We start from the raw sequence: 21469 nt of genomic DNA, 5'->3' as shown, positions 1-21469 counted from the left end.
AAACAAACTTCCGTTGTGTATCATGAAATTACGCTTAATTTCCAACTTCTCCGAGTTGGAAAGCGGGGGAACCAATTTTGTGGGGCGAATCGCATGAGTTTACGCGTAGGGAACCATCTTTCCCGAGTCCGTCAGCTAACCTCGTCAGCAGTAGATGGGTCCATGCTTTTGTGCAAATTTATTGCATGAATGACCCGTTGTGCGGGTCTTTCGATAGGGATAGACCCGCGACAGCCAGCCTGACTGCGGCACGATGTGCCCAGGGATGCGCTGCTGTACGGGTCTTTTTGCTTTATTCGCCCATCTGCGGAAAATTGCGAAGAAGGAGGTGTCCTGCGGTACTGCTGGTGTAGTTACATCCATGACGAGGAGGGTAAAAGACATGCCACAGCCGAAATATATCACCGATATGGCTAAAATTCCCCAAATCCCGCTTCAGGAGCGGGAGAAGCTTAAGCCCATTACGGAGAAATTCGTGTTTCGCGTGAATGATTATTACTTGAGCCTCATTAATTGGAACGATCCGGACGATCCGATTAAAAAACTTGTCATCCCGAACGAGGGCGAGCTGCTGGAATACGGCCGGTGGGACGCTTCCGACGAGGATACGAATTATGTCGTTCCCGGCTGCCAGCATAAATACCGGACGACGGCGTTGCTGCTCGTATCGGAAGTGTGCGGCGCTTACTGCAGGTACTGCTTCCGCAAGCGATTATTCCGCAACGATGTGAAAGAAGCAATGTCCGATGTCGAAGAAGGAATCGCTTACATCGCCCGGCATCCCGAGATTAACAACGTGCTCCTGACCGGCGGAGACAGTCTGATCCTGTCGACGGCGCGATTGGGCAAAATTTTGAGCAGGCTGCGGGCCATCGAACATGTCAAGATCATCCGGCTCGGCTCCAAGCTGCCCGTGTTCAACCCGATGCGCATTTATGAGGACGAAGCGCTGCTGGATCTCATCCGGACCTTCTCCTCCGCGGATAAGCGCATCTATGTCATGGCGCACATCAATCATCCCCGTGAAATCACGGAAGAGGCCAAAAGAGGGTTCGAGGCGCTGCATCGTGCCGGGGCCATCGTCGTGAACCAGACTCCGGTGCTGAAAGGGATTAACGACGATCCCGCGGTATTGGGCGAGCTTCTGGACAAGCTTTCCTGGGCCGGCGTCACGCCTTATTATTTCTTCGTCAACCGCCCGGTGGCCGGGAACAGCGAGTTTGTCCTGCCTTTGAAGAAAGTATACGATATTGTCGAGCAAGCGAAAGCCCTAACCTCCGGTCTGGGAAAAAGGGTACGTCTGTCAATGAGCCATACGTCCGGAAAAATCGAGATATTGGCGATCGACAATGGCAAAGCTTACTTGAAATACCATCAATCGCGGGACGGGGAGTACGGCAAATTTATGGTGCTGGATTGTCCGGAGGACGCCGCCTGGTTCGACGATTTGCCGGGGAACGAGCGGTACTGGAACAAGCCGGTGAAGAAGACGGACGCCATTGTTTCCGTGAACGAGCTGCCCGAGGTTCCCGCGGCTCGACGGGCCATCACAAGCTAATCCAACGAAAACAGCCAATCCTCTGGAAGATCAGGGGGTTGGCTGTTTTTGCATATTGCTTCATGCTTCCGCACGTTTCGCTTGAATGCCTTGCGGAGCCGTCTTTTTCCGCCCCAAGCGGTTCGTCCCGATGACCCCGGCGATAATCAGGACCGACCCGATCAGATGGTACACCGTCACCTCTTCCCCGAGAAATAGGGCTCCGGCCGCGATTGAGACGATGGTCGCCAGATTGCTGAACACGCTCATTTTCGAAGCTTCGATCTTGGATAGAATGTAGTTGGCCATCAGGGCGGTGGCAAGCGAGGACACGACCCCCAAGTAAAAGATCGAGACGAGAAAGGTTCCGCTAGCCAGCGGCGCGACGAATTGGTCAAGCGTCCGGGCGGAGGCATGGCTGGCAAGCGAAATGGCCAGAAAAACGACGAACCCGATGCCGAGCATAAAATAAGTGATTTCCGCAGGGCTGAACTGCTTCGAGAGCGAACGGGCCAGCACGCTGTATCCGGCAAAAGCGACGCACGTCAGGAACAGCAGGAAGATCCCGGTCATGTTCGACAAGTCGATGCGGCTTCCCTTCATGACAAAGATGAAGACGACACCGAAGACCGACAGGAAAATCGACAGCTTCTGCAGCACGGTCGTCGCTTCCTTCAAAAATACGGAGGCGAGCACCATCGTCACGACCGGAGTGAACGCGTACAGAATGCCGCCCTCGGCCGAGGTGGCGTGCTGCAGCCCGAACGCTTGCAGCGTGAAGAAGCCGAGCGGGTACATCGTGGCCAGCAGCAGGGCCTTCCCGAGCGGCTTGCCGCGGTAGGCCAGCTTGACCCAGCCCAGCGCGACCGGGATCGACATGACCGCAAACGAAGCGGCAAAACGGAATGTCAGCGTGTCGAGCGGCTGGGCGTGTTCAAGCGCGATTTTGGTAAAAAGAAACGAGAATCCGATGATCGCCGCATTCAGCACGGCGAATACATAAGCAAGCTTTAGTCCTTTTTGATTCATGGGGCAACCTTCTCTCTTGGACAGTCGGGAGCGCGTTCGCTAACCCGTTACTTATAAGGTAAGGCCAATGCGTAAACCGGACAATGTCATTTTGCTGCAACTGTATCGATACAGTTGGCCGGGTCGTGTATAATGAGAGCAGCAAGGAGGCGCATGATGAAAAAGTATCTCTCGATCTTATCCGATATGGAGCATAAAATCCGGGAGGGGCGCTATGGTCCCGGCCGAAAGCTGCCGTCCGTCCGCAGCGCCGCGCAGGAATACGGCTGCAGCATCAGCACGGTGATCCGGGCGTATGCGGAGCTGGAAAAGCGCCACGCGATCTATTCGGTCCCGCAGAGCGGCTATTACGTGGTCGAGAAGCCGGGAGACCGGCGCAGCGGCACGGTCAGCGAAACGATCGATTTTGCTTCGGCGTCGCCGGATTTGGACGTATTTCCGTATTTGGATTTCCAGCATTGCCTGAACAAGGCCATCGATACGTACAAATACCATCTGTTTACTTACGGCGATCCGCACGGGCTGGAAACGCTGCGCCAGACGCTCGTTTCCCATTTGGCCGGCGATCAGGTGTTTGCGAAAGCGGAGCGGATTCTGGTCAGCTCGGGCGTGCAGCCGTCGCTGGAAATTTTGGCGAAGATGCCGTTCCCGAACGGAAAGGCGACCGTTCTGGTCGAGCAGCCGAGCTACGAGCTGTATTTGCGCTTTTTGGAGGCGGAGGGCATTCCGGTTCGCGGCATCGCGCGGACGGCGCAGGGAATCGATCTTCAGGAGCTGGAGGAGCAGTTTCGCAGCGGCGGCATCAAATTTTTTTACACGATGTCGAGATACCACAATCCGCTCGGCACCTCATACAGCGTAGAGGAGAGGAAGGCGATCGCCCGGCTGGCCGGCAAATACGACGTGTACGTCGTGGAGGACGATTATATGGCGGACCTCGGCGCCGAGCGGTTCGACCCGATTCACGCTTACGACCGGAGCTCGCACGTCGTTTATTTGAAGAGCTTCTCCAAAATCATTTTTCCCGGCCTGAGGCTCGGAGCCGTCGTGCTGCCGGAGAGGCTGCTGAAGACGTACCAGAATTACAAAAAATACCCCGACGCCTCGCTGCTCTCCCAGGCGGCGCTCGAAATTTACATCAAGAACGGCATGTACGAGCGGCACAAGCACAAAATATACGGCTTGTACGAGGAGCGGATGCGCGAGTTGAACGAGGCCTTGCGGCGGCACAACGAAGCGGGGCTGATCGAAGCCGCGGACGTCCGTTCAGGCGTCTATGTCCAGTTTAAGCTGCCCCGGACGGTCAATATCGAGCGTCTGATGAAGAGGCTCGCGGCGAGAAAGGTCAGCGTCGTTTCCGGTAAACCGTTTTATTTGGCGGATTATGCGGAGCGGGAGAAGTTTATCCGCATCAGCATTTCGCGGGCGCAGCGGGAGCGGATCGACGAAGGGGTCCGGGCCATCGTCGAGGAGGTGCGGCGGGGGAGCGGGTGGTAGAGCGATTGGAGCGGGGCAGTTTTTCATGAGAAAGCGTCAAATGCCCCCAGCGCGCATAGCCAGACTAGGCATGCATGAGAGCATTTGACGCTTACTTTAGTGTAGTGGAGATTCAGTCTTTAATCGGAAATTCTTTGTCAAAAAATACGACAGATGTGATTTCCTTATCATTTATAACATTTCCAAAAGAGTAGGTCGTAATCATTTCGCCTTCTATAAAATCCATGTTAATTGATCCGTTAAGAAGGTTTGAGGTGCCATCTTTGTAGTTTATCGTGATAGGGAAGTGACCCGATTCATCTTTACCAACTTTTTTCTCTAAGCTGAGGGTGTAATTGAAAATCTCTTTTAAGTAATTGCTACCAGTCTTTAAAGTAATTGAAATGGGCGAGATAGAGATCGTTTTTAATACGGCCTTATACCCATACAGGGTGATGTCTTGATCAATCTGATAAAGACTAGAAGTATCCTTGAAATCCAGCTTAAGCATTGTTCCCCAATAACCCGGTATAACCGTTTCAAAATTTTTCGTAAGCGGATTGATTGCTTGTAAATTTTCGACTGAGAAATCAAAGGTTTTGCCTGCTATGGAATTGTCGGTCCCGATACTCATAATCAAGCTAATTTTATTGTCATTAGGATTGCCATCGTCTAGCACTTTGAATCCGTAACTACGACTGAATTTATCACGTCCCGCCCCATCATAGGTAATATGGGGAACCTCAAAACGGTATCCTGCTGCATTTAACACCGTCCCTTTCGGAGCAGTAAAGTCCATTAGGATATAGGTCGTATTACTGTCGCCGATCGCTTGCTTAATGGTAAGCGTTCCATTTTCGTTTTCCACTTGCTTGTTAATCACATAAGCGCCATTTGATAAATATTGTGCCTGCTCTTGGTTTAGTGGCTTCAGAAATTTTAAAAATGCTTCATCCAATCCCATATATGCCGCCGCCAAAGCTGTTGAAGTTAAACAGCCAATCAGTATGGCACACAGAATCGCAGGTCTCCAACGTTTCACGGGAGTAAACTCTCTCTGTTTTTTATTTTCATTCTGGCTCTGTACTAAAAGGTTCTGAAACATTTTTTCTTTGTGTTCCGTGTTTGGCGTAAGTGCCTCAAATAGCCGATTAATATGCTTGTCACTCAAGATAATTCCCTCCCAGGTCTATTTTAAGGAGTTTTCGGCCTCTGGATAGCTGCGTTTGGATCGTGCTTTCCTTGTGTCCTATCATCTCTGATATTTCTTTTACCGAGTATTCCTCGAAATAGTAAAGATACAACACGGTTTTGTATTTTTCGGGAAGTGAGAGCAGTCTTGCAAGCACCTTCCCTGATGACTCATGACCGTTCCAAGAAGGAACTTCCGGTAAAGTGTCTAAAGCCACACGGCGGATTCTCCACCAATTTTTTAAAATGTCCTTGCAGTAATTTCGGGTGGTTACCGTCAACCATGCTTTTTCATGCTCATGGTCGTTAAAAACCATTTGAGATTGGATTAGTTTTATAAATACAGATTGAACAGCGTCTTCTGCATCAACAGGGTTTTTCAAATAGATATAGCACAACCTATAAACTAGATCTGCATGCCGTTGATAGAGTTCAGCCAATTCTTTATCCGTACGCGCTAAAGAATTGCTTTCCATGTTTTCGCCTCCTACATACAACACGATCGGTAACTCGAAAATATCCCATTCCCGGTTAAATTTTTTCAACAGTAAAAACAAAGCGCCGCGTACCCGATTACTAGGGAACGCGGCGTTTGGTTTTGTTCGGCTTTGCTTTTATTTCGGATCGCTAGGCTCTAGCAGCTCCCGCAAGATGCGGTACGCTTGGCGCTGCTTTTGTTCGTTATGTTTCAAAAGGAGCAGGATGCTTTCATATACCCATGTTTTCTCTTGCAAGAATGCTTCCTTTTCGTCACCAAACAGCTCATACACGCTCATGTCCAGCGCATGGGCGATTTTTTCAAGGGTACCGATTCGTACATCCTTCTCGCCGCGTTCTAGTTGGCCGACATAGGAGGCTGTCGTATTGCTTAACTCTGCGAGTTGTTCTTGGGTCCAATTTTTTGCAAGACGGTGAATACGGATTTTTGCGCCAATTTGTTCTGCAAACGTTATTGTCATACGTCCCACAACCTCTCTATAAAGAAGTGTAGAGGATTGGCAAAAGAGGAGGGAGTACGCAAAAGCGACTTTTGATTTATTTGAATTGTCGTAATTGCGATTATAATTGTGTGGCTCCCTTTCGTAACCTCCATCCTATACAAAACGGAAAAAGCTTGTTTCATCAAGGAATTGGAGAAAGCAAATAGAAGGATCGATTTTTAATATATGTAAAAAAAACTTGTTATTTTTTCAACTGTAAATATTTTTATTTTATTATTATAGAATAATGCGGAAATATTGTTTTATATTTTTAGGGGAGGTTGGTTTTTTCGTGCGGGTCGTTAATCGCTCTTTGCGTTGGGAAATCGAAGACCAAATGAAGCTGCATGGTCACAATATCAATCAATTGGCGGAATTTACTGGGATTAATCCAGATAATTTGAGCAGCGCCTTGAATGGCATTTCTCGATCAATGACGATCAACCAACTGGATGCCTTGGGCAAAGTTTTCGGAAAGGTGCCCGGATGGTTGTATGAGCTGTACACGGAAGAATGCATCTCCGAAGAAAGATTGTCCCGGCGGCGGTTAGTTCCTTATTTGGTACGATGTGCGGAAGTGGGCCGAAATGATTGTATTGACGCAGTCGTATCTAAAATTCTCGATAATCCGAAAAACGTGATAGCAATATTCGTACTTACTTTTGTGGGGTTAGTGCATTCCTTCACCTCCCAACTTTGATCAATATTTCAACGCGCTTACTCTTCTTTTTCGAAAGGGGGGATCAACATAAAGAACAGTAAGTTACGTTTGGCTTGGACTATTCCACAAATATTTTTGACCTTATTATAGATATCGCTCTTTTTGTATTTACATTTATAAAATGGGAAGAGCTACAAGGTGTAAGAATTATGTACCTCATTTTCGCGAATCCGCTTATTGACCACCGTGACCGTCTTGAGCGTGCTTGATCCGGTGCGTGTGGCTGAGGACTACGCCACGCTCGACCACCTCTGCGGCGGCCGGCTGGAGCTGATCATTGGCAAAGGCAACGATCCCCGCCACTATCCGCTCTTCGGCATCACCGAGGAGGAGCAGTGGGAATCGCTGTCGGAACGGTATGCTCTGCTCAAGAAACTATGGAATGAAGAGAACGTCACCTGGCAGGGGCGCTATCGCCCGTCGCTGGACAACGTGACCACACAGCCAAGACCTCTCCAGCAGCCTATTCCCATATGGCACGGCAGCGCATCCAGCACGATTTCCACCGAATTGGCCGCAAAATACGGCGAGCCGATCTTCTCGTCCAATACGTTCCATCCCCAAGCCAAGTATAAAGCGCTAATCGATCATTACCGCGAACGCTGGGCCTATTACGGCCGCGATCCGAAGGACGCCGTTGTCGGTGCAGGCGCAGGAAGCTTGTATTTGGCCAATACCTCCGAGGAAGCGGTCAGACGCTTTCGCCCTTACTACGACGCTTTTACCTCCACCGCAGCGGCCCAGCATAACCAATCGCCCTTCCGGGATCTGGAGGATAACATCAAGAACGGCCCCGTTCTGGTCGGCAGCGCTGACTTCGTGATAGAGAAGATTCTGAATTACCATCAGGCCTACGGTCATCAAGTGCTCAGCATCAGTGTCGACGGATTGACGGAAGCGGAGCAGCGCGAGCAGATGGAATGGTTCGCGGCCGATGTAGCCCCGGTACTGGGGCGCGAGATCCCAAGCACCGTCTGGGAAAGCCAATCCGCGACGCCGCGGCAGGACATACTCTCGGTTCAGCAGGCATAGAGCGACAGCGGAAGCGGTGCTGTGTTAGATAGGAGAGTGCGGTTTACGGATGGGGCAGAACGGTTAATGAAGCTTATCGAGACAAAAACTACGAATAAAGGCGCCAGTTTTTCGGGAACCTTGTAAAAGTGTGTAAAGCTAATACCCATTCAGCGATAGGAGATGTGGAACAGTGGCAAATGAATTTCTAACCTTGGCGAAGAAAAGGCGGACCATTTACGGCCTAAGCAAAGAGTCGACCGTTCCGGACGATAAAATTCGGGAAATCGTCTATGAAGCAGTAAAGCATACGCCTTCCGCCTTCAACTCGCAAAGTGCGCGGGCCGTTGTTTTGTTCGGAAAGCATCACGATAAGCTGTGGGAGATGACGACGCAGGTGTTGAAGGCGATTGTGCCGGAAGACCAGTTTGCCTCGACTCAGCAGCGCATGGACGGGTTCCGCGCCGCCTACGGCACGATTTTGTACTTCGAAGATATGGCCGTGGTCGAAGCGCTGCAAGCTCAGTTTCCCACCTATCAAGAGCGGTTCCCAACCTGGGCCCAGCAATCGTCGGGCATGCTCCAGTATGTCATCTGGACCGCTCTGGCGAACGAAGGCTTGGGGGCGTCGCTGCAGCATTACAATCCTCTGATCGACGAGAAGGTGAGAGCGGAATGGAGCCTGCCGGAAACGTGGGAGCTTATCGCGCAAATGCCGTTCGGCAAGCCCACGGCGCCTCCTGGCGACAAGGAGTTTAAACCGTTGGAAGAGCGTGTTAAAATTTATACTTAAAAGCGTGCCAGCGGCGGCCGACCGGTATGGAGGTTATGTCCTGCCGGTCTACCGGTTGCCGGGGGGAGTCTGTACGATCGGGGGCAACTAACATGGATGCGAAGAAAGCCGCCGGCGAGAAAGCGGCGGAGTACATCAGCGATGGGATGAGAATCGGTCTTGGAACCGGATCCACGGTATATTGGACCATCGTCAGGCTCGGCGAGCGGGTAAAGGAGGGGCTGCGGATCGAGGCTGTACCGACGTCCGTGCAGACCGAAAAGCTGGCGCAAGAGGCGGGTATACCGCTTCTTCCGATTGCCTCGCTGCAAGCTCCGTTGGATTTGACCGTAGACGGCGCGGACGAGGTCAGTCCGAAAGAGGAACTGATCAAGGGCGGGGGAGGAGCTTTGCTGCGGGAGAAAATGATAGCGTCGTTTTCGGCCCGGTTCATTGTTGTTGTCGACCATTCGAAATGTGTGCCCGTCCTAGGCCGGTTTCCGCTTCCCGTTGAAGTGGTGCCGTTCGGGTGGGAGATTACAAGCAAGCAGCTGGGGCAAATGGGCTGCGAGCCGGTTCTGCGGATGAGGGGCGGGGCTCCCTTCGTGACGGATAACGGCAATTTCGTGATAGACTGCCGGTTCGGATCGATTCCGAATCCTGGCGAATTGAGCGTGGAACTGAACAAGCTGCCCGGAGTCGTGGAGAACGGCCTGTTCGTTCATATGGCGGATTTGATCGTCATTGGGCATTCCGACGGGACGGTTCGAACGAAGTCCACATCCTGATTTTTGCGATGAGGGTTGACACGGATCATGAAATGATATATCTTTAATTTAAGATAATTAAATCGAAGATATCTTCGAGGAGGAGTTCGAGGTGTATAAGCGATAGCTGGACGGTGGAACGATTGAGAAGGGCAGAGAGAGCGGCTTGCTTGGAATGAAGGCGAGAACGCGAGAAGGATGATAAGGTTTTAAAGCAAGTGAAGCCTTGAGGGTGACGCCGAAATGCCGTGAAGCTATTCGGCCGCGGGATGGCAAGGAAGTGGTGCAGCTATGTTTACGGTCTGTCAAATATCTTAAAATTAAGAATAACAAATTAAAAATAATGGAGGATGAGGTTTATGTTGGCATTAGGTTTGTTGTTGATTCGGTTAGTGGTGGGGCTGTTGTTTATCGGGCACGGAGCGCAGAAGCTGTTCGGCTGGTTCGGCGGCTACGGTCCGAAGGGGACCGGCGGGTGGATGGAGTCGGTCGGCATCAAGCCGGGCGTCGTCATGGCGGTATTGGCCGGGGTGATGGAATTGCTCGGAGGCGTTCTTTTTGCAGCCGGTCTGCTGACCCCGCTGGCGGCGGCGCTGATTGCCGCGGCCATGCTCGGCGCGATCGTGAAGGTGCACGGACCGAACGGCCTGTGGTCTACCGCCAACGGGTACGAATACCCGCTCGTGCTGTTGGTTATCGCTATCGGCGTGGCTTTGACGGGCGCCGGCGCTTATTCGTTGGATGCGCTTCTTAAATAATTTGGCACGGATCATGAGATGACTAAGGATAGAGGAGGATTTCCCATGACATTACAAACATCCGGTATTCATCATATTACGGCTTTTGCAAGCGATCCGCAGGGCAATGTCGATTTTTACGCAGGCATTCTGGGGCTGCGTCTGGTGAAGAAAACGATCAATTTCGACGCTCCCGAGGTATACCATCTGTACTTCGGCAACGAAGCGGGAAGCCCGGGAACGATCGTGACGTTCTTCCCTTGGCCGAACTCGCGCAAAGGCCGGGTCGGCGGCGGTCAAGTCGGCATAACGACGTATGCCGTCCCTGCAGGCGCTCTCGGGTATTGGGAGGACCGTCTCGCAAGCTTCGGCATTGCGGTGACCAAGGCAAGCCGCTTCTCGGAGACGTCCCTGCAATTCCAGGACAATGAAGGGCTGCGTCTGGAACTGGTCGAACGAGAGGAAGGTCCGAACAGCGGATGGGCGTTCGGCGGGATTCCGGCCGACAAGGCGATCAAGGGCTTCGGAGGCGCCGTGCTATTCAGCACCGACCCGAACAAAACGATGGACGCGCTGGTGCATCTGCTCGGCTTGGAGAAAGTCGCGGAAGACGCCGAGTATGCCCGCTTCCGGTCCACCGGGGAGCTCGGCAACGTGATTGATGTGCCGCTCGCGGCGGTGAGCCGGGGCAGCGAAGGCGCGGGAACCGTTCATCATATCGCCTGGCGCGCGGCGGATTACGAGCAGCATGCCGGGTGGCAGGGCGAAGTGCAAAGCTACGGCTACCGCCCGACCTCCATCATTGACCGCCAATATTTCAACGCGCTCTATTTCCGCGAGGCGGGAGGCATCCTGTTCGAGATCGCGACCGATCCGCCGGGCTTCACCCGTGACGAACCGGCCGAAACGCTGGGCGAGAAGCTAATGCTGCCCGCGTGGTATGAGCCCCATCGCGCCGCGATCGAGGCGAATCTGCTGCCGATTGAAGTGAGAGCATTGGAGGGGAAACGCACATGAAGCATATCTTCGAAAAGGGAAGCCGCGAAGAGGCGCCGACCTTGGTGCTCTTCCATGGGACGGGGGGAACGGAGCGGGACCTGCTTCCGCTGGCAAAGCGCATAGCGCCGGACTCCTCCGTACTCAGCCTTCGGGGCAATGTGCTGGAAAACGGCATGTCCCGCTTCTTCCGCCGGCTCGCCGAAGGCGTGTTCGACGAAGAGGACCTTGTCTTCCGCACGCAGGAAGTCAGCGAGTTTTTGGATCAAGCCGCAAAGCAGTACGGATTCGACCGCAGCCGCCTCGTCGGGGTAGGCTATTCCAACGGAGCCAACATCGCGGGCAGTCTGCTGTTTCATTACCGGGATGCCCTGCAAGGCGCGATTCTTCACCATCCCATGGTTCCGCGAAGAGGCATCGTGCTCCCGGAGCTGTCCGGTCTCCCGGTCTTCATCGGAGCGGGGACGAACGATCCAATCTGTTCGGCCCGCGAAACCGAAGAGCTGGAGGGACTGCTTCGCGGGGCGGGAGCTTCGGTGACGGTCCATTGGGAGCGGTACGGCCATCAGCTTACGCCGATGGAAGCCGATGCGGCCGCAGCTTGGTTCCAAGAGCATTTCGGGTTGTAACTCGTCATCGACGGGACAAAACGCCGGCAGGAAAGGTTTTGCATAAAGCAGACGGGCCTTGGGCCGTTCGGAAGCAGGGATGAACCTTGTTATACGACGGCCGGAGGCCCTTTTTTCATGTACATCTCGATCCTTTACACAGCCGCGGAAGAAAAGACTTGCGGGAACGGAGGAAGTCATGTAATATTGGTATATACCATTAAAACGCTTACACAATTTTGGACTTAGGGGGGATACGGATGAGAAAAATAGCTGTATTGACAAGCGGCGGGGACGCTCCGGGCATGAATGTCGCCATCCGGGCCGTTGTTCGGGAGGGCATCCGTCTAGGCTGCGAGGTATGCGGGGTATACGGAGGCTACGAGGGGCTGATCGAGGGGAAAATCAGAAGGCTGTCGGAGCGCGATGTGGGAGGAATTATTCATCGCGGCGGAACGATGCTGCAGACCAGCCGGTCGGAAAGGTTCCGGACCGCGGAAGGCAGAGCCCAAGCGGTCAGGCAGCTCCAAGCTTCCGGGATCGAAGGGGTCGTCGTGATCGGCGGGAACGGGTCCTTCGAGGGAGCCAAGAAGCTGGAGGCGGAAGGCGTCGCTACCGTCTGCATCCCGGGAACGATCGACAACGACATGCCGGGAACGGAGATGACCCTGGGCTTCGATACGGCCGTCAATACCGTGGTGGAAGCGGCCGACCGGATCCGGGACACCTCGTTCTCTCATGACCGGATCGGCCTGATCGAGGTGATGGGACGCCACAGCGGCAGCATCGCCCTATGGGCCGGGGTCGCCTGCGGCGCGGAATATGTGATCGTGCCGGAGATCGAATTTAGAATCGAGGATCTGATCCGGAAATTGCAGGCTTCGATCCGGGACGGCAAGCGGCACAGCATCATTCTTTCGGCGGAGGGCGTCGGATCGGGCGCGGATATTGCAAGCCGCATCAAAGCGATGGCGGGCTACGACGTCCGGACCACCGTGCTCGGCCACCTTCAACGAGGCGGAAGTCCGACGGCGGCGGACAGGGTGCTGGGAAGCCGCTGGGGCGTGGAGGCCGTTCATCTGCTAACCCGCGGCGAGCGGGGCAGGCTGCTTGGCATCGTAAATAATAGAATCGTGGCGCACCGGTACGACGACCCGATTCGACAAGAGAATCAAAGCGACATATCACTGGCGACGATCCTGCAAAATTTATCGATCTGAACAGGACGAAAAAACGGTTGGTTTGCTTCCTATCGGCCTCTTGGCTGCAAGAGAGCTGAAGCTTCAAATAAATGGTATATACCATATAACGAAAAGGCGGGAGTGAATGCTATGAACAAAACAATTAGCTTGGCCACGACGGTAACCCTGTGCTTGGCGCTGACGATGACGGCTTGCTCCAACTCCAACTCCGATGAAGGCGGCGGCAAGGCGGCCGGCGACGGCAAACAAATTACGCTCAAGGTGCTCCGGTCCTGGCCGCAGCCCGTTTACAGCGGCTATTTCGATGAAGTGATCAAGGAATACGAGCAAAGCCATCCGAACATCAAGATTCAGGCGGAGGCCATTTATGACGAGACGTTGAAGGATAAAATGAAGGTCATTCTGGGAGGCAGCGACGTACCGGATATTTTCTTCTCCTGGGGCAGTGAATATGCCCAAAAATATATTCGGGCCGGTGTGGTCAAGGATGTAAGCTCCTATCTGGAGAACGATCCGGCATGGAAAAACAGCTTCATTCCTTCGGCGTTGAAGTCTTATCAATATGAAGGGAAGACCTACGGGATTCCGCTGCGTCTATTAGGCAAGTTTTTCGTGTACAATAAAGAAATTTTCGCCAAGCATCAATTGCAGGAGCCTAAAACGTACGACGAGTTCATGAAATTATGCGAGACCCTGAAAAACGCGGGCGTAACGCCAATCGCCTACGGCCAGCAAGATATCTGGGCATCGATTCATTACGAGACGGCCTTCAATCTCATGATGGTTAATCCGGAAGTCCGCGCGAAGGATTACAATTACAAGACCGGCGAGTGGACGAATCCCGGCTATGTCGATGCGCTTAAAAAATTCAAGGAGCTGCAAGACAAAGGCTACTTTAACTCGAACGTCAATACGACCCCGGCCGATATGGCGCTCCAATCGTTCCTGGCCGGCAAAAGCGCGATGTACTACTCCTACTCCGAAGAATTCCCGCAAATGGTCGAGGCGATGGGGGATAACTGGGACGTGTTCCCGATGCCGCCGATGGAAGGGGAGGACGGCGATCTGAAGTCCATTGTCGGAGGAGCGGACGGCTTCGTCGTCTCGTCCGAGTCCAAGCATCCGGACGAAGCCATCGATTTCCTGAAATTTTTGACCAGCAAGGCGAATGCGGAAAAAATGGTGAAGATGAACACATGGCAAAGCTCCGTCATCGGCGCGGTCAACAAAGAAACTTCGTTCCCGCAAAACGTTAAAGCCATGCAGCTCCTGTTGGATCGCGGGGTGAACGAATGGCTCGACGTGCAAATTAACTCCAAGCTGGTCGACGAATACTGGACCTCTGCCGCTCCGCTGATGGAAGGCTTCAAGTCGCCTGAGGACATCATGAAGGAAGTCCAGCAGGTCGCCAAGGAAGTCAAAGAGCTTAAATAACCGGAGTCCCCGTCAAGGGGGGCCGAATCGGCAGCCCCTTGATTTTCCCGAAAGGAGAAAAGGCACATGAATGTTTTCCGGAATCGCAGGCTGGCAAGCTTGTACGCCTTACCGGCTTTGGTGTTTGTAAGCGTTTTTGTTCTCGCTCCGTTAGCCTTGAATCTATACTATAGCCTGTTCAGCTTCAATGCCTTTTCCCCGAATAAGACCTATATCGGCTTCGATAACTTTAAAAGGTTGTTCGCCGATCCCGTATTTTACACGGCGATCCGCAACAATACGCTGTATGCCGTCATTTCTTTTGTGTTTCAGGTCGGCGCGGCCCTCGTGATTGCCGCCATCCTGGAGCATAAGCTGTTTCAGAAGATGCAGCCTTTTTTCCGCACCGTATTTTTTATTCCTTCCGTGATCTCGTTCGTGGTGATCGGCTTGCTGTGGCAGTTTATCTATAACCCGGATACGGGCATCATCAACCTGGGCTTAAAGGCACTGGGTCTGCATTCCTTGGCGCAGCCTTGGCTGGGAGACAGCAATCTGGCCATTTATGCGGCGATCTGGGTGTCCCAATGGCAGTATATCGGCTATAACGTGATGCTGTTCTTGATCGCGATGCATAATATCCCGAAGGATTTCTACGAAGCCGCCGATCTGGACGGGGCGGGTCCCGTCCGGAGCTTTTTCGCCGTGACGCTCCCTAGCGTCAAAGAGATGATTCTGGTCGCGTCGATGATCACGGTGCTGGGCGCATACAAGCTGTTCGACGAAATTTACATTTTGACCTCGGGCGGTCCCGGCCGCTCTACGGAGGTCCTGGGCACCATGCTGTACCGCGCGGCCTTCCGGAACGATGAAATGGGCTATGCCGCTTCGATTGCGACGGTCGTCTTCGTGATTACGATGCTCCTGTCCCTATGTCAAATCAAACTATCCGGTACGGCCAAAGACGACTAGGAGGCGAAAGGAACGTGCACAGAACAATAAAAAGCCGTATTTTCTTCTGGTTGCTGCTCGCCTTTTTTGTCCTGTACGCCTTAAGCGTGATATATCCGATTCTGTGGATGATGATGAACGGCTTCAAGAACAATCAGGAGTTTTTTGCCAACAGCTGGATTTTGCCGAAGCAGTGGAAATTCAGCAACTTCCAAGTCGCCTGGGAGTCGGGGGTGGGACGGTATTTTTTCAACAGCGTCTTCGTTACCACGGTGTCCGTCCTGCTGGCCGTGCTGATCAGCACGCTGGCTGCTTACGCGATCTCCCGGTTTCAGTTTAAAGGGAGGCACGTCATCTTTTTGATTATATTAAGCGGACTGATGATGGCTCCCCAAGCAAGCATCGTCTCTTTATATCAAATCTTAAAATTGTTTCATCTGTACAACACGTATTGGGGGCTCATTATTCCATATGCGGCTTTTCAGATTCCTTTCTCCGTCTTCTTGATCCGCTCTTACTTCTTATCGATCCCGCGGGATGTGGAGGAGGCGACCTTTCTGGACGGCGGGAATTCGTGGAAGCTTCTGTGGAGCGTCATTATTCCGATGAGCCGGCCGATTATCATCTCTGCGGCTTTGCTTGCGACGATCGTCATCTGGAATGAATTTATGTTCGCGATCACGTTCCTCGAAAACGGCAACCAATGGACGATTCCGGTCGGCATCCTGAACCTGAAAGGCAGACTGACCGCCGGCTTCGGCATGCAGTTAGCCGCGTTATCGATGGCGGCGCTGCCTATGATTATTGTCTTTATCCTGTTCCAACGGCAATTCGTCCGCGGATTGTCGGCAGGAAGCGTAAAGGGGTGATCGGGCGTGGGAACCGTGACGATGTCTCAAATTGCGCCGATGAATATTCACTATGTGCTGTATCCGCTGGATTACTTTCTCGATAAGCTGGTTTCGCTGGAGCTGCAGGCCGTCGAATTATGGGGCGGCTCGCCGCACGTGCCGATTGAAGACTTGAAGCTGTCCGATGTGAGCCGCCTCCGGCGCGGAATCGAAGCCCGCGGGCTTGCGATCGCTTGCTTCACGCCGGAAACGTGCGTCTATCCGATCAACCTTGCGGCCGAAGACGAGGCTTTGCGCCGGCGCAGCATAGCCTACGCGCTCAAAAGCTTGGATATCGCGTCCGAGCTCGGCACCGGTCTGATGCAAATCGTGGCGGGGAGAGGGTATTACGATAAACCGACGGACGACGCCTGGAAAAGGTCCAGAGACGCTATCGAGCTCATCGCCAGAAAAGCGGAGACGCTTGGGATCCGCCTGACGATGGAGCCGCTGCTGTACCACGAGTCGAACCTCGTTCATAATCTGCACACCGCCCAACGGATGATGCAAGAGATCGGATCGCCGCATTTGGGCTGCAATGTGGATACGGTGCCGATGGTCGTCGCGGGGGACTCGCTGGAAGCTTATTTTACCGAATTGGGGGAACGCGTGAACCATATCCACTTGTGCGACGGCAGTCCGCAGGGGCACGTGCCGCTCGGGTCGGGAAACCTGCCGCTCGCCTCGTTCTTGAAGGAGCTGGGCGAACGGGGATATCAAGGGTACATCGGCCTGGAGACGTGCGGAGCCAAGCATTACTTGGAGCCCGACCGGCATTTGGAGCAATCGATTGACACGATCCGAAGGGCGTTGGGCCTGCAGGGGCCGGAAGGGAGGAAGCCCTGATGGGAACGATTCCGCTGACGCGGTTCGCAGGAATGAACGAGCATTTTCTGCTGTATTCGCTGGATTATTTTCTGGACGCCATGCTCGAGCTCGGATTGGAGCATATCGAGCTGTGGGGAGGATCGCCTCATCTGTATGTGGAGGATGTAACGCTGCGCCAGGTCGGCGGCATTCGAAGAGAAATCGAGCGGAGAGGCTTGAACCTCGTCTGCTTCACGCCCGAGCAGTGCGTGTACCCGGTCAATATCGCCGCCAGGGAGAAGGACATTCGCGACCGCAGTCTCCGCTACTTTACGAAAGCGCTGGATGCCGCGGCGGAGCTTGGGTCGGACCTCTTCCAGATCGTGCCCGGATGGGGATACCGCAACGAGCCGGTCGGAGAGGCGTGGGAGCGCTCGCGCGACTCGCTGCAGCAGCTCTCCCGCAAGGCGGAGGAGCTGGGGATGACGATGGTGCTGGAGCAGCTGGAGCCTTTCGAATCCAATCTGGTGACGAACACGGAGACGCAGGCCCGAATGCTGCGGGAGGTCGGCTCCGACCGGCTGAAGGCGATTGTCGATACCTGTCCGATGCATGCCGCGGGCGAATCGTTCGACGACTGCTTTCAAGTGCTGGGGAACGATCTGCGCCATATCCATTTTATCGATAGCGATCATCTGACTTGGGGGGACGGTCAGCTTCCCCTGCGCGCTTATTTGAATCAGCTCTCGAAGCACGGCTACCAAGGGTACCTGACCCTCGAAATCTGTGCGGAACGGTACCTGCTTGATCCGATCGGGCCTTTAAAAAAGGGGCTGCAGGCGATTCGCGAGGCGCTTGGATAATGAAAACCAATCGTGGAAAAATTCACACACCGGGAGGCAAATCCACATGTTCAATTTCGACAGAGACCGTTATAAGCGAATCCAGGGCGGCGCCGTCGCTTGCCGGGAACCAATCAATCAAGCCATCGAGGAGATCACCGCGCGCGGCTTTACGAACTTGTTTCTGATCGGTTCGGGAGGCGCGGGAATCTTGATGTCGCCCGCCGAATACGTGCTTCGGACTCACTCGACGCTTCCGGTGTATCGGGAAATTGCCGCCGAGTTCGTGACGATGGATCATAAGCATTTGAACGAGCGGTCGCTTGTCGTTCTGGCTTCCTTGTCCGGCACGACCCAGGAAACCGTCGAAGCGGCACAATATTGCAAGGACCGGGGAGCAGTGACAATCAGCTTTACAGGCAAAGCCGGGACTCCGTTAGCCGGGCTGACCGATTACAGCATCGTCAATTTCGCCGAGGACGATACGTCCTGCGAATCTTTTTTCATCCAATTTTATTTGTTGGCTTTCCGGATTATGTATAATAGAGGGGAGTTTCCCGATTATGACCGCTTGGTCGCGGAGTGGGAGCGGCTTCCCGAAGCGCTGCTTGACGTGAAGGAACGAACGGAGGAGCGTGCGAAAGCTTTTGCCGAGCGTTACCGGAACGAAGACTATCATATGATGGTCGGCTCCGGGAACACCTGGGGCGAGGCGTATTACTACGCCATGTGTATTCTGGAGGAAATGCAGTGGATCAAAACAAGACCGGTCCATGCCTCCGATTTCTTTCATGGAGCGCTCGAATTGATCGAGAAGGACATGAGTCTGATCCTGCTCAAAGGCGAGGATGAGACCCGTCCGCTGATGGATCGGGTGGAGCGTTTTGCCAAGAGCTATACGGACGAGCTGACCGTATTCGATACGGCGGACTACGAGCTGGCGGGCATATCGCTAGCCTACCGGAAATATGTGTCGCCGATCGTCGCGGCGGCCTTGCTCGAACGCGTAAGCTGTCATCTGGAACATGTCCGCAACCACCCTTTAACGACCAGAAGGTATTACAGGCGCGTTCAATATTGAGGGTACAACAGACCCGGCAGGAGTGAGCGACTATTATTAAAGCGATTGTATTTGATTTCGACGGTTTAATCGTAGATACGGAATCCGCATGGTTCGACTGCTATGCCGAGGTGCTTGGCGGGCACGGCATTCCCTTTCCAACAGAACTATTCGCGGCTTGCGTCGGCTCTCACGGTGGCCAGATCGAGGCCTATATCCGGCAAATGGCCGAAGGGCGGACGGATATCTCCGAAGTGAGGAAGGCAGCGGCCCAGCTTCATGCCGAGAAGATGGCGACGGTCGCGCTGCGCGACGGGGTCGCGGAATATATCGAAGCGGCGCAGCGGTTGGGGCTGAAGGTGGGGCTGGCTTCCAGCTCGGATCGGGCGTGGGTGGAATCGTTTCTGCGCAGATTCGGCTTGCTTGATTCGTTCGAGGTCATCAAGACCAAAGACGACGTCGCGAACGTGAAGCCGGACCCCGAGCTGTATCTCAAGGCGGTCCAAGCGCTGGGAATCGAGGCGCATGAAGCTCTGGCCTTCGAGGATTCCGCCAACGGAGCCGCCGCCGCGAAAGCGGCCGGGTTATGGTGCGTCATCGTACCGAATCCGGTTACCGAGGGTCTGGCCTTCGGCAGCGTGGACGGCCGTCTTCGTTCCATGACCGACCGGCCATTGAAGGACATCATCGAGGAATTGCAGGCTGCTCCGCTTCCTTGACCGTATTTATGGTCATCTGCTATGCTGGAATTGGCCGTCATTTTTTACGGTAATTCGCTAATCGAGCGCGTGACAGGGGTTCAATATGAATAAAGCAGGAGACCATATCCCGTTTTACCAACAAATTAAAAATTTGTTCATTCAAGAAATCGAAAGCGGGAAATGGAAGCAAGGCGACAAGCTTCCTTCGGAGCGTGAGTTGGCCGCGCAGTATCAGATCAGCCGGATGACCGCCCGTCATGCGATTTCCATTTTGGAGCGGGAGGGCTTCGTGGAACGGGTTGTCGGATCGGGCACGTTCGTGACGAACCGGCGGATTCAATTGGATTTCGTCGAATTCACCAGCTTCTCCAAAAATATATTGAGCAAAGGTCTCCGTCCTTCGACGAATACGATCTACAAACGCAAGGAGCCGGCCAACGGCTTCGTGGCCAAGATGCTCGGGATATCCGAAGAAGAGGAGATCTGGTCGATCAAACGGGTCCGCTATGCCGACGAAATTCCCGTCTCCATCGAGCTTTCGTATATTCCTTACGCTTACTGCCCGGGAATCGAAGCGCACATGAATTTCGAAGACATCTCCTTGTACCAGGTGCTGGAGGAGCATTACGGGATCAAGCTCGTCCGCGCGGACCAGACGATGCGGATCTCCCTTAGCGACGAAGCGGAAAGCAAGCTGCTGCGCATCGGCAACGACAGCCCGTGCATTCTGGTCGAGGCACAGGCTTTCGATAAGAACGACAAATTGATCGAGTTCTCGCAGGCGCTGACTCGCGGGGACATCGTCCGGTTCTTTTCGAAGCTGAACGTGAAAAACAACTAATTTTTTTATCAACAATGGTATATACCAAAAATGGAGGCAAGCCATGAACGTACTGGGCTTAGGCGATAACGTCGTCGATAAATACGTATATAAAAGCATGATGTACCCGGGCGGCAACGCGGTGAATTTCAGCGTGTACGCCAAACAATTGGGGGCGCAGGCGGCGTATCTCGGTATTTTCGGCACCGATGAGGAAGGCCGTCATGTGCATCGGGTGTTGAATGAGCTTGGCGTCGATACGTCCCGCTGCCGTTCGGCGGAGGGCGAGAACGGCTGCTCGCTTATCGAATTGATCGACGGAGACCGGGTGATGGTCGGATGGAACAAAGGCGGCGTCCAGCAGGAGCATCCGCTCGTATTCGATGCGTCGGACTATTCTTACATGAAGCAGTTTCAATGGATTCATACCAGCATCTACAGCGGCATCGAGTCTCAGCTGCCGGAGCTTCGGACGCTAGGCGTCCCCTTGTCCTTCGACTGCTCCGACGAATGGGACGACGACTACTTAAAACGGGTATGTCCGCAGGTCGATCTTTGCTTGCTTTCGTGCGGCGCGATGGAGGAGGACGCCGTCCGGGAGAAGCTGGCGTTCGTCGCCTCGGCGTATGGCTGCACGGGGGTTTTGGGTACGATGGGCAGCCGGGGCGCCCTGCTTTATTACAACGGCGCGTTTTATTTGCAAAAGCCTCATTTCGTGCAGCCGGTGGACACGCTCGGAGCGGGCGATTCGTTCTTTACCGCCTTTGTGCTCGCGCTGTTGACGGAAGGGGAATGGAACAAAGCCCCGGAGGCGTCCGTCCGGAAGGCGCTCGATGCGGGCGCGGCGTTTGCGGCGAAAACCTGCTTGGTCGAAGGAGCTTTCGGCTATGGGAGGCCCTACTAAAAAGCGGACGCAGTTCTGATGGAATGGTATATATCATAATGACGGGAGGAACGG

The 21469-nt window shown here is 53.8% G+C and carries 22 protein-coding genes, 1 pseudogene and 1 riboswitch; of the genes and pseudogenes, 19 read left to right on the top strand and 4 right to left on the bottom strand.

Annotated features, from left to right (window positions below; genetic code table 11):
* Nucleotides 1-21 precede the first annotated feature (21 nt).
* Nucleotides 22-163, top strand: a riboswitch (cyclic di-AMP (ydaO/yuaA leader).
* Nucleotides 164-382: 219 nt separating this feature from the next.
* Nucleotides 383-1558 carry a KamA family radical SAM protein gene (locus tag PEH01S_RS05025; protein ID WP_025844821.1) on the top strand — a complete coding sequence of 392 codons (1176 nt, stop codon included), beginning with the start codon at nucleotides 383-385 and terminating at the stop codon, nucleotides 1556-1558.
* 60 nt (nucleotides 1559-1618) lie between these two features.
* Here PEH01S_RS05025 and PEH01S_RS05020 read toward each other — a convergent pair whose 3' ends face one another.
* Nucleotides 1619-2566 (bottom strand): DMT family transporter, encoded by a 948-nt coding sequence (locus tag PEH01S_RS05020; protein ID WP_127484159.1) that lies wholly within the window; start codon nucleotides 2564-2566, stop codon nucleotides 1619-1621.
* Nucleotides 2567-2722: 156 nt separating this feature from the next.
* On the opposite strand from PEH01S_RS05020, the gene PEH01S_RS05015 reads away from it, so the two are divergent.
* Complete coding sequence (locus PEH01S_RS05015; protein WP_127484158.1) at nucleotides 2723-4063, top strand: aminotransferase-like domain-containing protein; 1341 nt, start codon at nucleotides 2723-2725, stop codon at nucleotides 4061-4063.
* Nucleotides 4064-4175: 112 nt separating this feature from the next.
* Here the strand turns inward: PEH01S_RS05015 and PEH01S_RS05010 are convergent, their stop codons facing one another.
* The 3 genes from PEH01S_RS05010 to PEH01S_RS05000 all read right to left on the bottom strand — a co-directional run bounded on the left by PEH01S_RS05010 (nucleotide 4176) and on the right by PEH01S_RS05000 (nucleotide 6192).
* Nucleotides 4176-5213 carry a DUF4179 domain-containing protein gene (locus PEH01S_RS05010; protein WP_025844816.1) on the bottom strand — a complete coding sequence of 346 codons (1038 nt, stop codon included), beginning with the start codon at nucleotides 5211-5213 and terminating at the stop codon, nucleotides 4176-4178.
* Nucleotides 5206-5709: an RNA polymerase sigma factor gene (locus PEH01S_RS05005; RefSeq protein ID WP_025844814.1), complete on the bottom strand. Its 504-nt coding sequence runs from the start codon at nucleotides 5707-5709 to the stop codon at nucleotides 5206-5208. Before PEH01S_RS05005 ends, PEH01S_RS05010 begins: the two co-directional genes overlap by 8 nt.
* Before the next feature lie 138 nt (nucleotides 5710-5847).
* A complete protein-coding gene (locus tag PEH01S_RS05000) occupies nucleotides 5848-6192 on the bottom strand; it encodes a helix-turn-helix domain-containing protein (protein WP_127484157.1) in 345 nt (114 codons plus the stop codon).
* Nucleotides 6193-6505: 313 nt separating this feature from the next.
* Here PEH01S_RS05000 and PEH01S_RS04995 point away from each other — a divergent pair, with 313 nt between their 5' ends.
* The 17 genes and pseudogenes from PEH01S_RS04995 to PEH01S_RS04915 all read left to right on the top strand — a co-directional run bounded on the left by PEH01S_RS04995 (nucleotide 6506) and on the right by PEH01S_RS04915 (nucleotide 21415).
* Nucleotides 6506-6913 carry a helix-turn-helix domain-containing protein gene (locus tag PEH01S_RS04995; RefSeq protein ID WP_307720069.1) on the top strand — a complete coding sequence of 136 codons (408 nt, stop codon included), beginning with the start codon at nucleotides 6506-6508 and terminating at the stop codon, nucleotides 6911-6913.
* Nucleotides 6914-7096: 183 nt separating this feature from the next.
* Nucleotides 7097-7966, top strand: a pseudogene (locus tag PEH01S_RS04990) (LLM class flavin-dependent oxidoreductase); the annotation flags it as partial.
* 172 nt (nucleotides 7967-8138) lie between these two features.
* Nucleotides 8139-8738 (top strand): nitroreductase family protein, encoded by a 600-nt coding sequence (locus PEH01S_RS04985; RefSeq protein WP_025844809.1) that lies wholly within the window; start codon nucleotides 8139-8141, stop codon nucleotides 8736-8738.
* Between the two features lie 92 nt (nucleotides 8739-8830).
* Nucleotides 8831-9505 carry a ribose-5-phosphate isomerase RpiA gene (gene rpiA, locus PEH01S_RS04980; RefSeq protein ID WP_127484156.1) on the top strand — a complete coding sequence of 225 codons (675 nt, stop codon included), beginning with the start codon at nucleotides 8831-8833 and terminating at the stop codon, nucleotides 9503-9505.
* A 338-nt stretch (nucleotides 9506-9843) separates the two neighbouring features.
* Nucleotides 9844-10242: a DoxX family protein gene (locus PEH01S_RS04975; protein ID WP_127484155.1), complete on the top strand. Its 399-nt coding sequence runs from the start codon at nucleotides 9844-9846 to the stop codon at nucleotides 10240-10242.
* 45 nt (nucleotides 10243-10287) lie between these two features.
* Nucleotides 10288-11238 (top strand): ring-cleaving dioxygenase, encoded by a 951-nt coding sequence (locus tag PEH01S_RS04970; RefSeq protein ID WP_025844803.1) that lies wholly within the window; start codon nucleotides 10288-10290, stop codon nucleotides 11236-11238.
* Entirely contained in the window at nucleotides 11235-11846 is a 612-nt protein-coding gene (locus tag PEH01S_RS04965) for an alpha/beta hydrolase (protein WP_127484154.1), read from the top strand. Before PEH01S_RS04970 ends, PEH01S_RS04965 begins: the two co-directional genes overlap by 4 nt.
* A gap of 239 nt (nucleotides 11847-12085) precedes the next feature.
* A complete protein-coding gene (gene pfkA, locus PEH01S_RS04960; protein ID WP_127484153.1) occupies nucleotides 12086-13045 on the top strand; it encodes a 6-phosphofructokinase in 960 nt (319 codons plus the stop codon).
* Between the two features lie 111 nt (nucleotides 13046-13156).
* A complete protein-coding gene (locus PEH01S_RS04955) occupies nucleotides 13157-14461 on the top strand; it encodes an ABC transporter substrate-binding protein (RefSeq protein WP_127484152.1) in 1305 nt (434 codons plus the stop codon).
* Between the two features lie 66 nt (nucleotides 14462-14527).
* The gene (locus tag PEH01S_RS04950; protein ID WP_025844795.1) at nucleotides 14528-15412 is read left to right on the top strand and encodes a carbohydrate ABC transporter permease; all 885 of its coding nucleotides are present in this window, start codon (nucleotides 14528-14530) and stop codon (nucleotides 15410-15412) included.
* Between the two features lie 14 nt (nucleotides 15413-15426).
* Nucleotides 15427-16260 carry a carbohydrate ABC transporter permease gene (locus PEH01S_RS04945; protein ID WP_051570128.1) on the top strand — a complete coding sequence of 278 codons (834 nt, stop codon included), beginning with the start codon at nucleotides 15427-15429 and terminating at the stop codon, nucleotides 16258-16260.
* Nucleotides 16261-16266: 6 nt separating this feature from the next.
* Nucleotides 16267-17127 carry a sugar phosphate isomerase/epimerase family protein gene (locus tag PEH01S_RS04940; protein ID WP_025844791.1) on the top strand — a complete coding sequence of 287 codons (861 nt, stop codon included), beginning with the start codon at nucleotides 16267-16269 and terminating at the stop codon, nucleotides 17125-17127.
* Nucleotides 17127-17951, top strand: coding sequence for a sugar phosphate isomerase/epimerase family protein (locus tag PEH01S_RS04935; protein WP_127484151.1), 825 nt, complete (start codon nucleotides 17127-17129; stop codon nucleotides 17949-17951). Before PEH01S_RS04940 ends, PEH01S_RS04935 begins: the two co-directional genes overlap by 1 nt.
* Before the next feature lie 46 nt (nucleotides 17952-17997).
* On the top strand, nucleotides 17998-19011 hold the full coding sequence (locus PEH01S_RS04930; protein WP_127484150.1) for an SIS domain-containing protein: 1014 nt from the start codon (nucleotides 17998-18000) through the stop codon (nucleotides 19009-19011).
* 32 nt (nucleotides 19012-19043) lie between these two features.
* Entirely contained in the window at nucleotides 19044-19709 is a 666-nt protein-coding gene (locus PEH01S_RS04925) for an HAD family hydrolase (RefSeq protein ID WP_127484149.1), read from the top strand.
* 85 nt (nucleotides 19710-19794) lie between these two features.
* Complete coding sequence (locus tag PEH01S_RS04920) at nucleotides 19795-20532, top strand: GntR family transcriptional regulator (RefSeq protein ID WP_025844784.1); 738 nt, start codon at nucleotides 19795-19797, stop codon at nucleotides 20530-20532.
* Between the two features lie 43 nt (nucleotides 20533-20575).
* A complete protein-coding gene (locus tag PEH01S_RS04915) occupies nucleotides 20576-21415 on the top strand; it encodes a PfkB family carbohydrate kinase (protein ID WP_127484148.1) in 840 nt (279 codons plus the stop codon).
* Nucleotides 21416-21469 lie beyond the last annotated feature (54 nt).

The organism is Paenibacillus ehimensis NBRC 15659, from assembly GCF_004000785.1.
Taxonomy (GTDB): Bacteria; Bacillota; Bacilli; order Paenibacillales; family NBRC-103111; genus Paenibacillus_G; species Paenibacillus_G ehimensis.
Note: the sequence above shows the minus strand (reverse complement) of the source record. Positions and strands in the feature narration are given on the sequence as shown.

What these genes read in the sequence shown, in the direction of transcription:
- PEH01S_RS05025 (WP_025844821.1), top strand. Translation starts at nt 383, where the DNA reads ATGCCACAGCCGAAATATATCACCGATATGGCTAAAATTCCCCAAATC.
- PEH01S_RS05020 (WP_127484159.1), bottom strand. Translation starts at nt 2,566, where the DNA reads ATGAATCAAAAAGGACTAAAGCTTGCTTATGTATTCGCCGTGCTGAAT.
- PEH01S_RS05015 (WP_127484158.1), top strand. Translation starts at nt 2,723, where the DNA reads ATGAAAAAGTATCTCTCGATCTTATCCGATATGGAGCATAAAATCCGG.
- PEH01S_RS05005 (WP_025844814.1), bottom strand. Translation starts at nt 5,709, where the DNA reads ATGGAAAGCAATTCTTTAGCGCGTACGGATAAAGAATTGGCTGAACTC.
- PEH01S_RS05000 (WP_127484157.1), bottom strand. Translation starts at nt 6,192, where the DNA reads ATGACAATAACGTTTGCAGAACAAATTGGCGCAAAAATCCGTATTCAC.
- rpiA (WP_127484156.1), top strand. Translation starts at nt 8,831, where the DNA reads ATGGATGCGAAGAAAGCCGCCGGCGAGAAAGCGGCGGAGTACATCAGC.
- PEH01S_RS04975 (WP_127484155.1), top strand. Translation starts at nt 9,844, where the DNA reads ATGTTGGCATTAGGTTTGTTGTTGATTCGGTTAGTGGTGGGGCTGTTG.
- PEH01S_RS04970 (WP_025844803.1), top strand. Translation starts at nt 10,288, where the DNA reads ATGACATTACAAACATCCGGTATTCATCATATTACGGCTTTTGCAAGC.
- PEH01S_RS04965 (WP_127484154.1), top strand. Translation starts at nt 11,235, where the DNA reads ATGAAGCATATCTTCGAAAAGGGAAGCCGCGAAGAGGCGCCGACCTTG.
- pfkA (WP_127484153.1), top strand. Translation starts at nt 12,086, where the DNA reads ATGAGAAAAATAGCTGTATTGACAAGCGGCGGGGACGCTCCGGGCATG.
- PEH01S_RS04955 (WP_127484152.1), top strand. Translation starts at nt 13,157, where the DNA reads ATGAACAAAACAATTAGCTTGGCCACGACGGTAACCCTGTGCTTGGCG.
- PEH01S_RS04950 (WP_025844795.1), top strand. Translation starts at nt 14,528, where the DNA reads ATGAATGTTTTCCGGAATCGCAGGCTGGCAAGCTTGTACGCCTTACCG.
- PEH01S_RS04935 (WP_127484151.1), top strand. Translation starts at nt 17,127, where the DNA reads ATGGGAACGATTCCGCTGACGCGGTTCGCAGGAATGAACGAGCATTTT.
- PEH01S_RS04930 (WP_127484150.1), top strand. Translation starts at nt 17,998, where the DNA reads ATGTTCAATTTCGACAGAGACCGTTATAAGCGAATCCAGGGCGGCGCC.
- PEH01S_RS04920 (WP_025844784.1), top strand. Translation starts at nt 19,795, where the DNA reads ATGAATAAAGCAGGAGACCATATCCCGTTTTACCAACAAATTAAAAAT.
- PEH01S_RS04915 (WP_127484148.1), top strand. Translation starts at nt 20,576, where the DNA reads ATGAACGTACTGGGCTTAGGCGATAACGTCGTCGATAAATACGTATAT.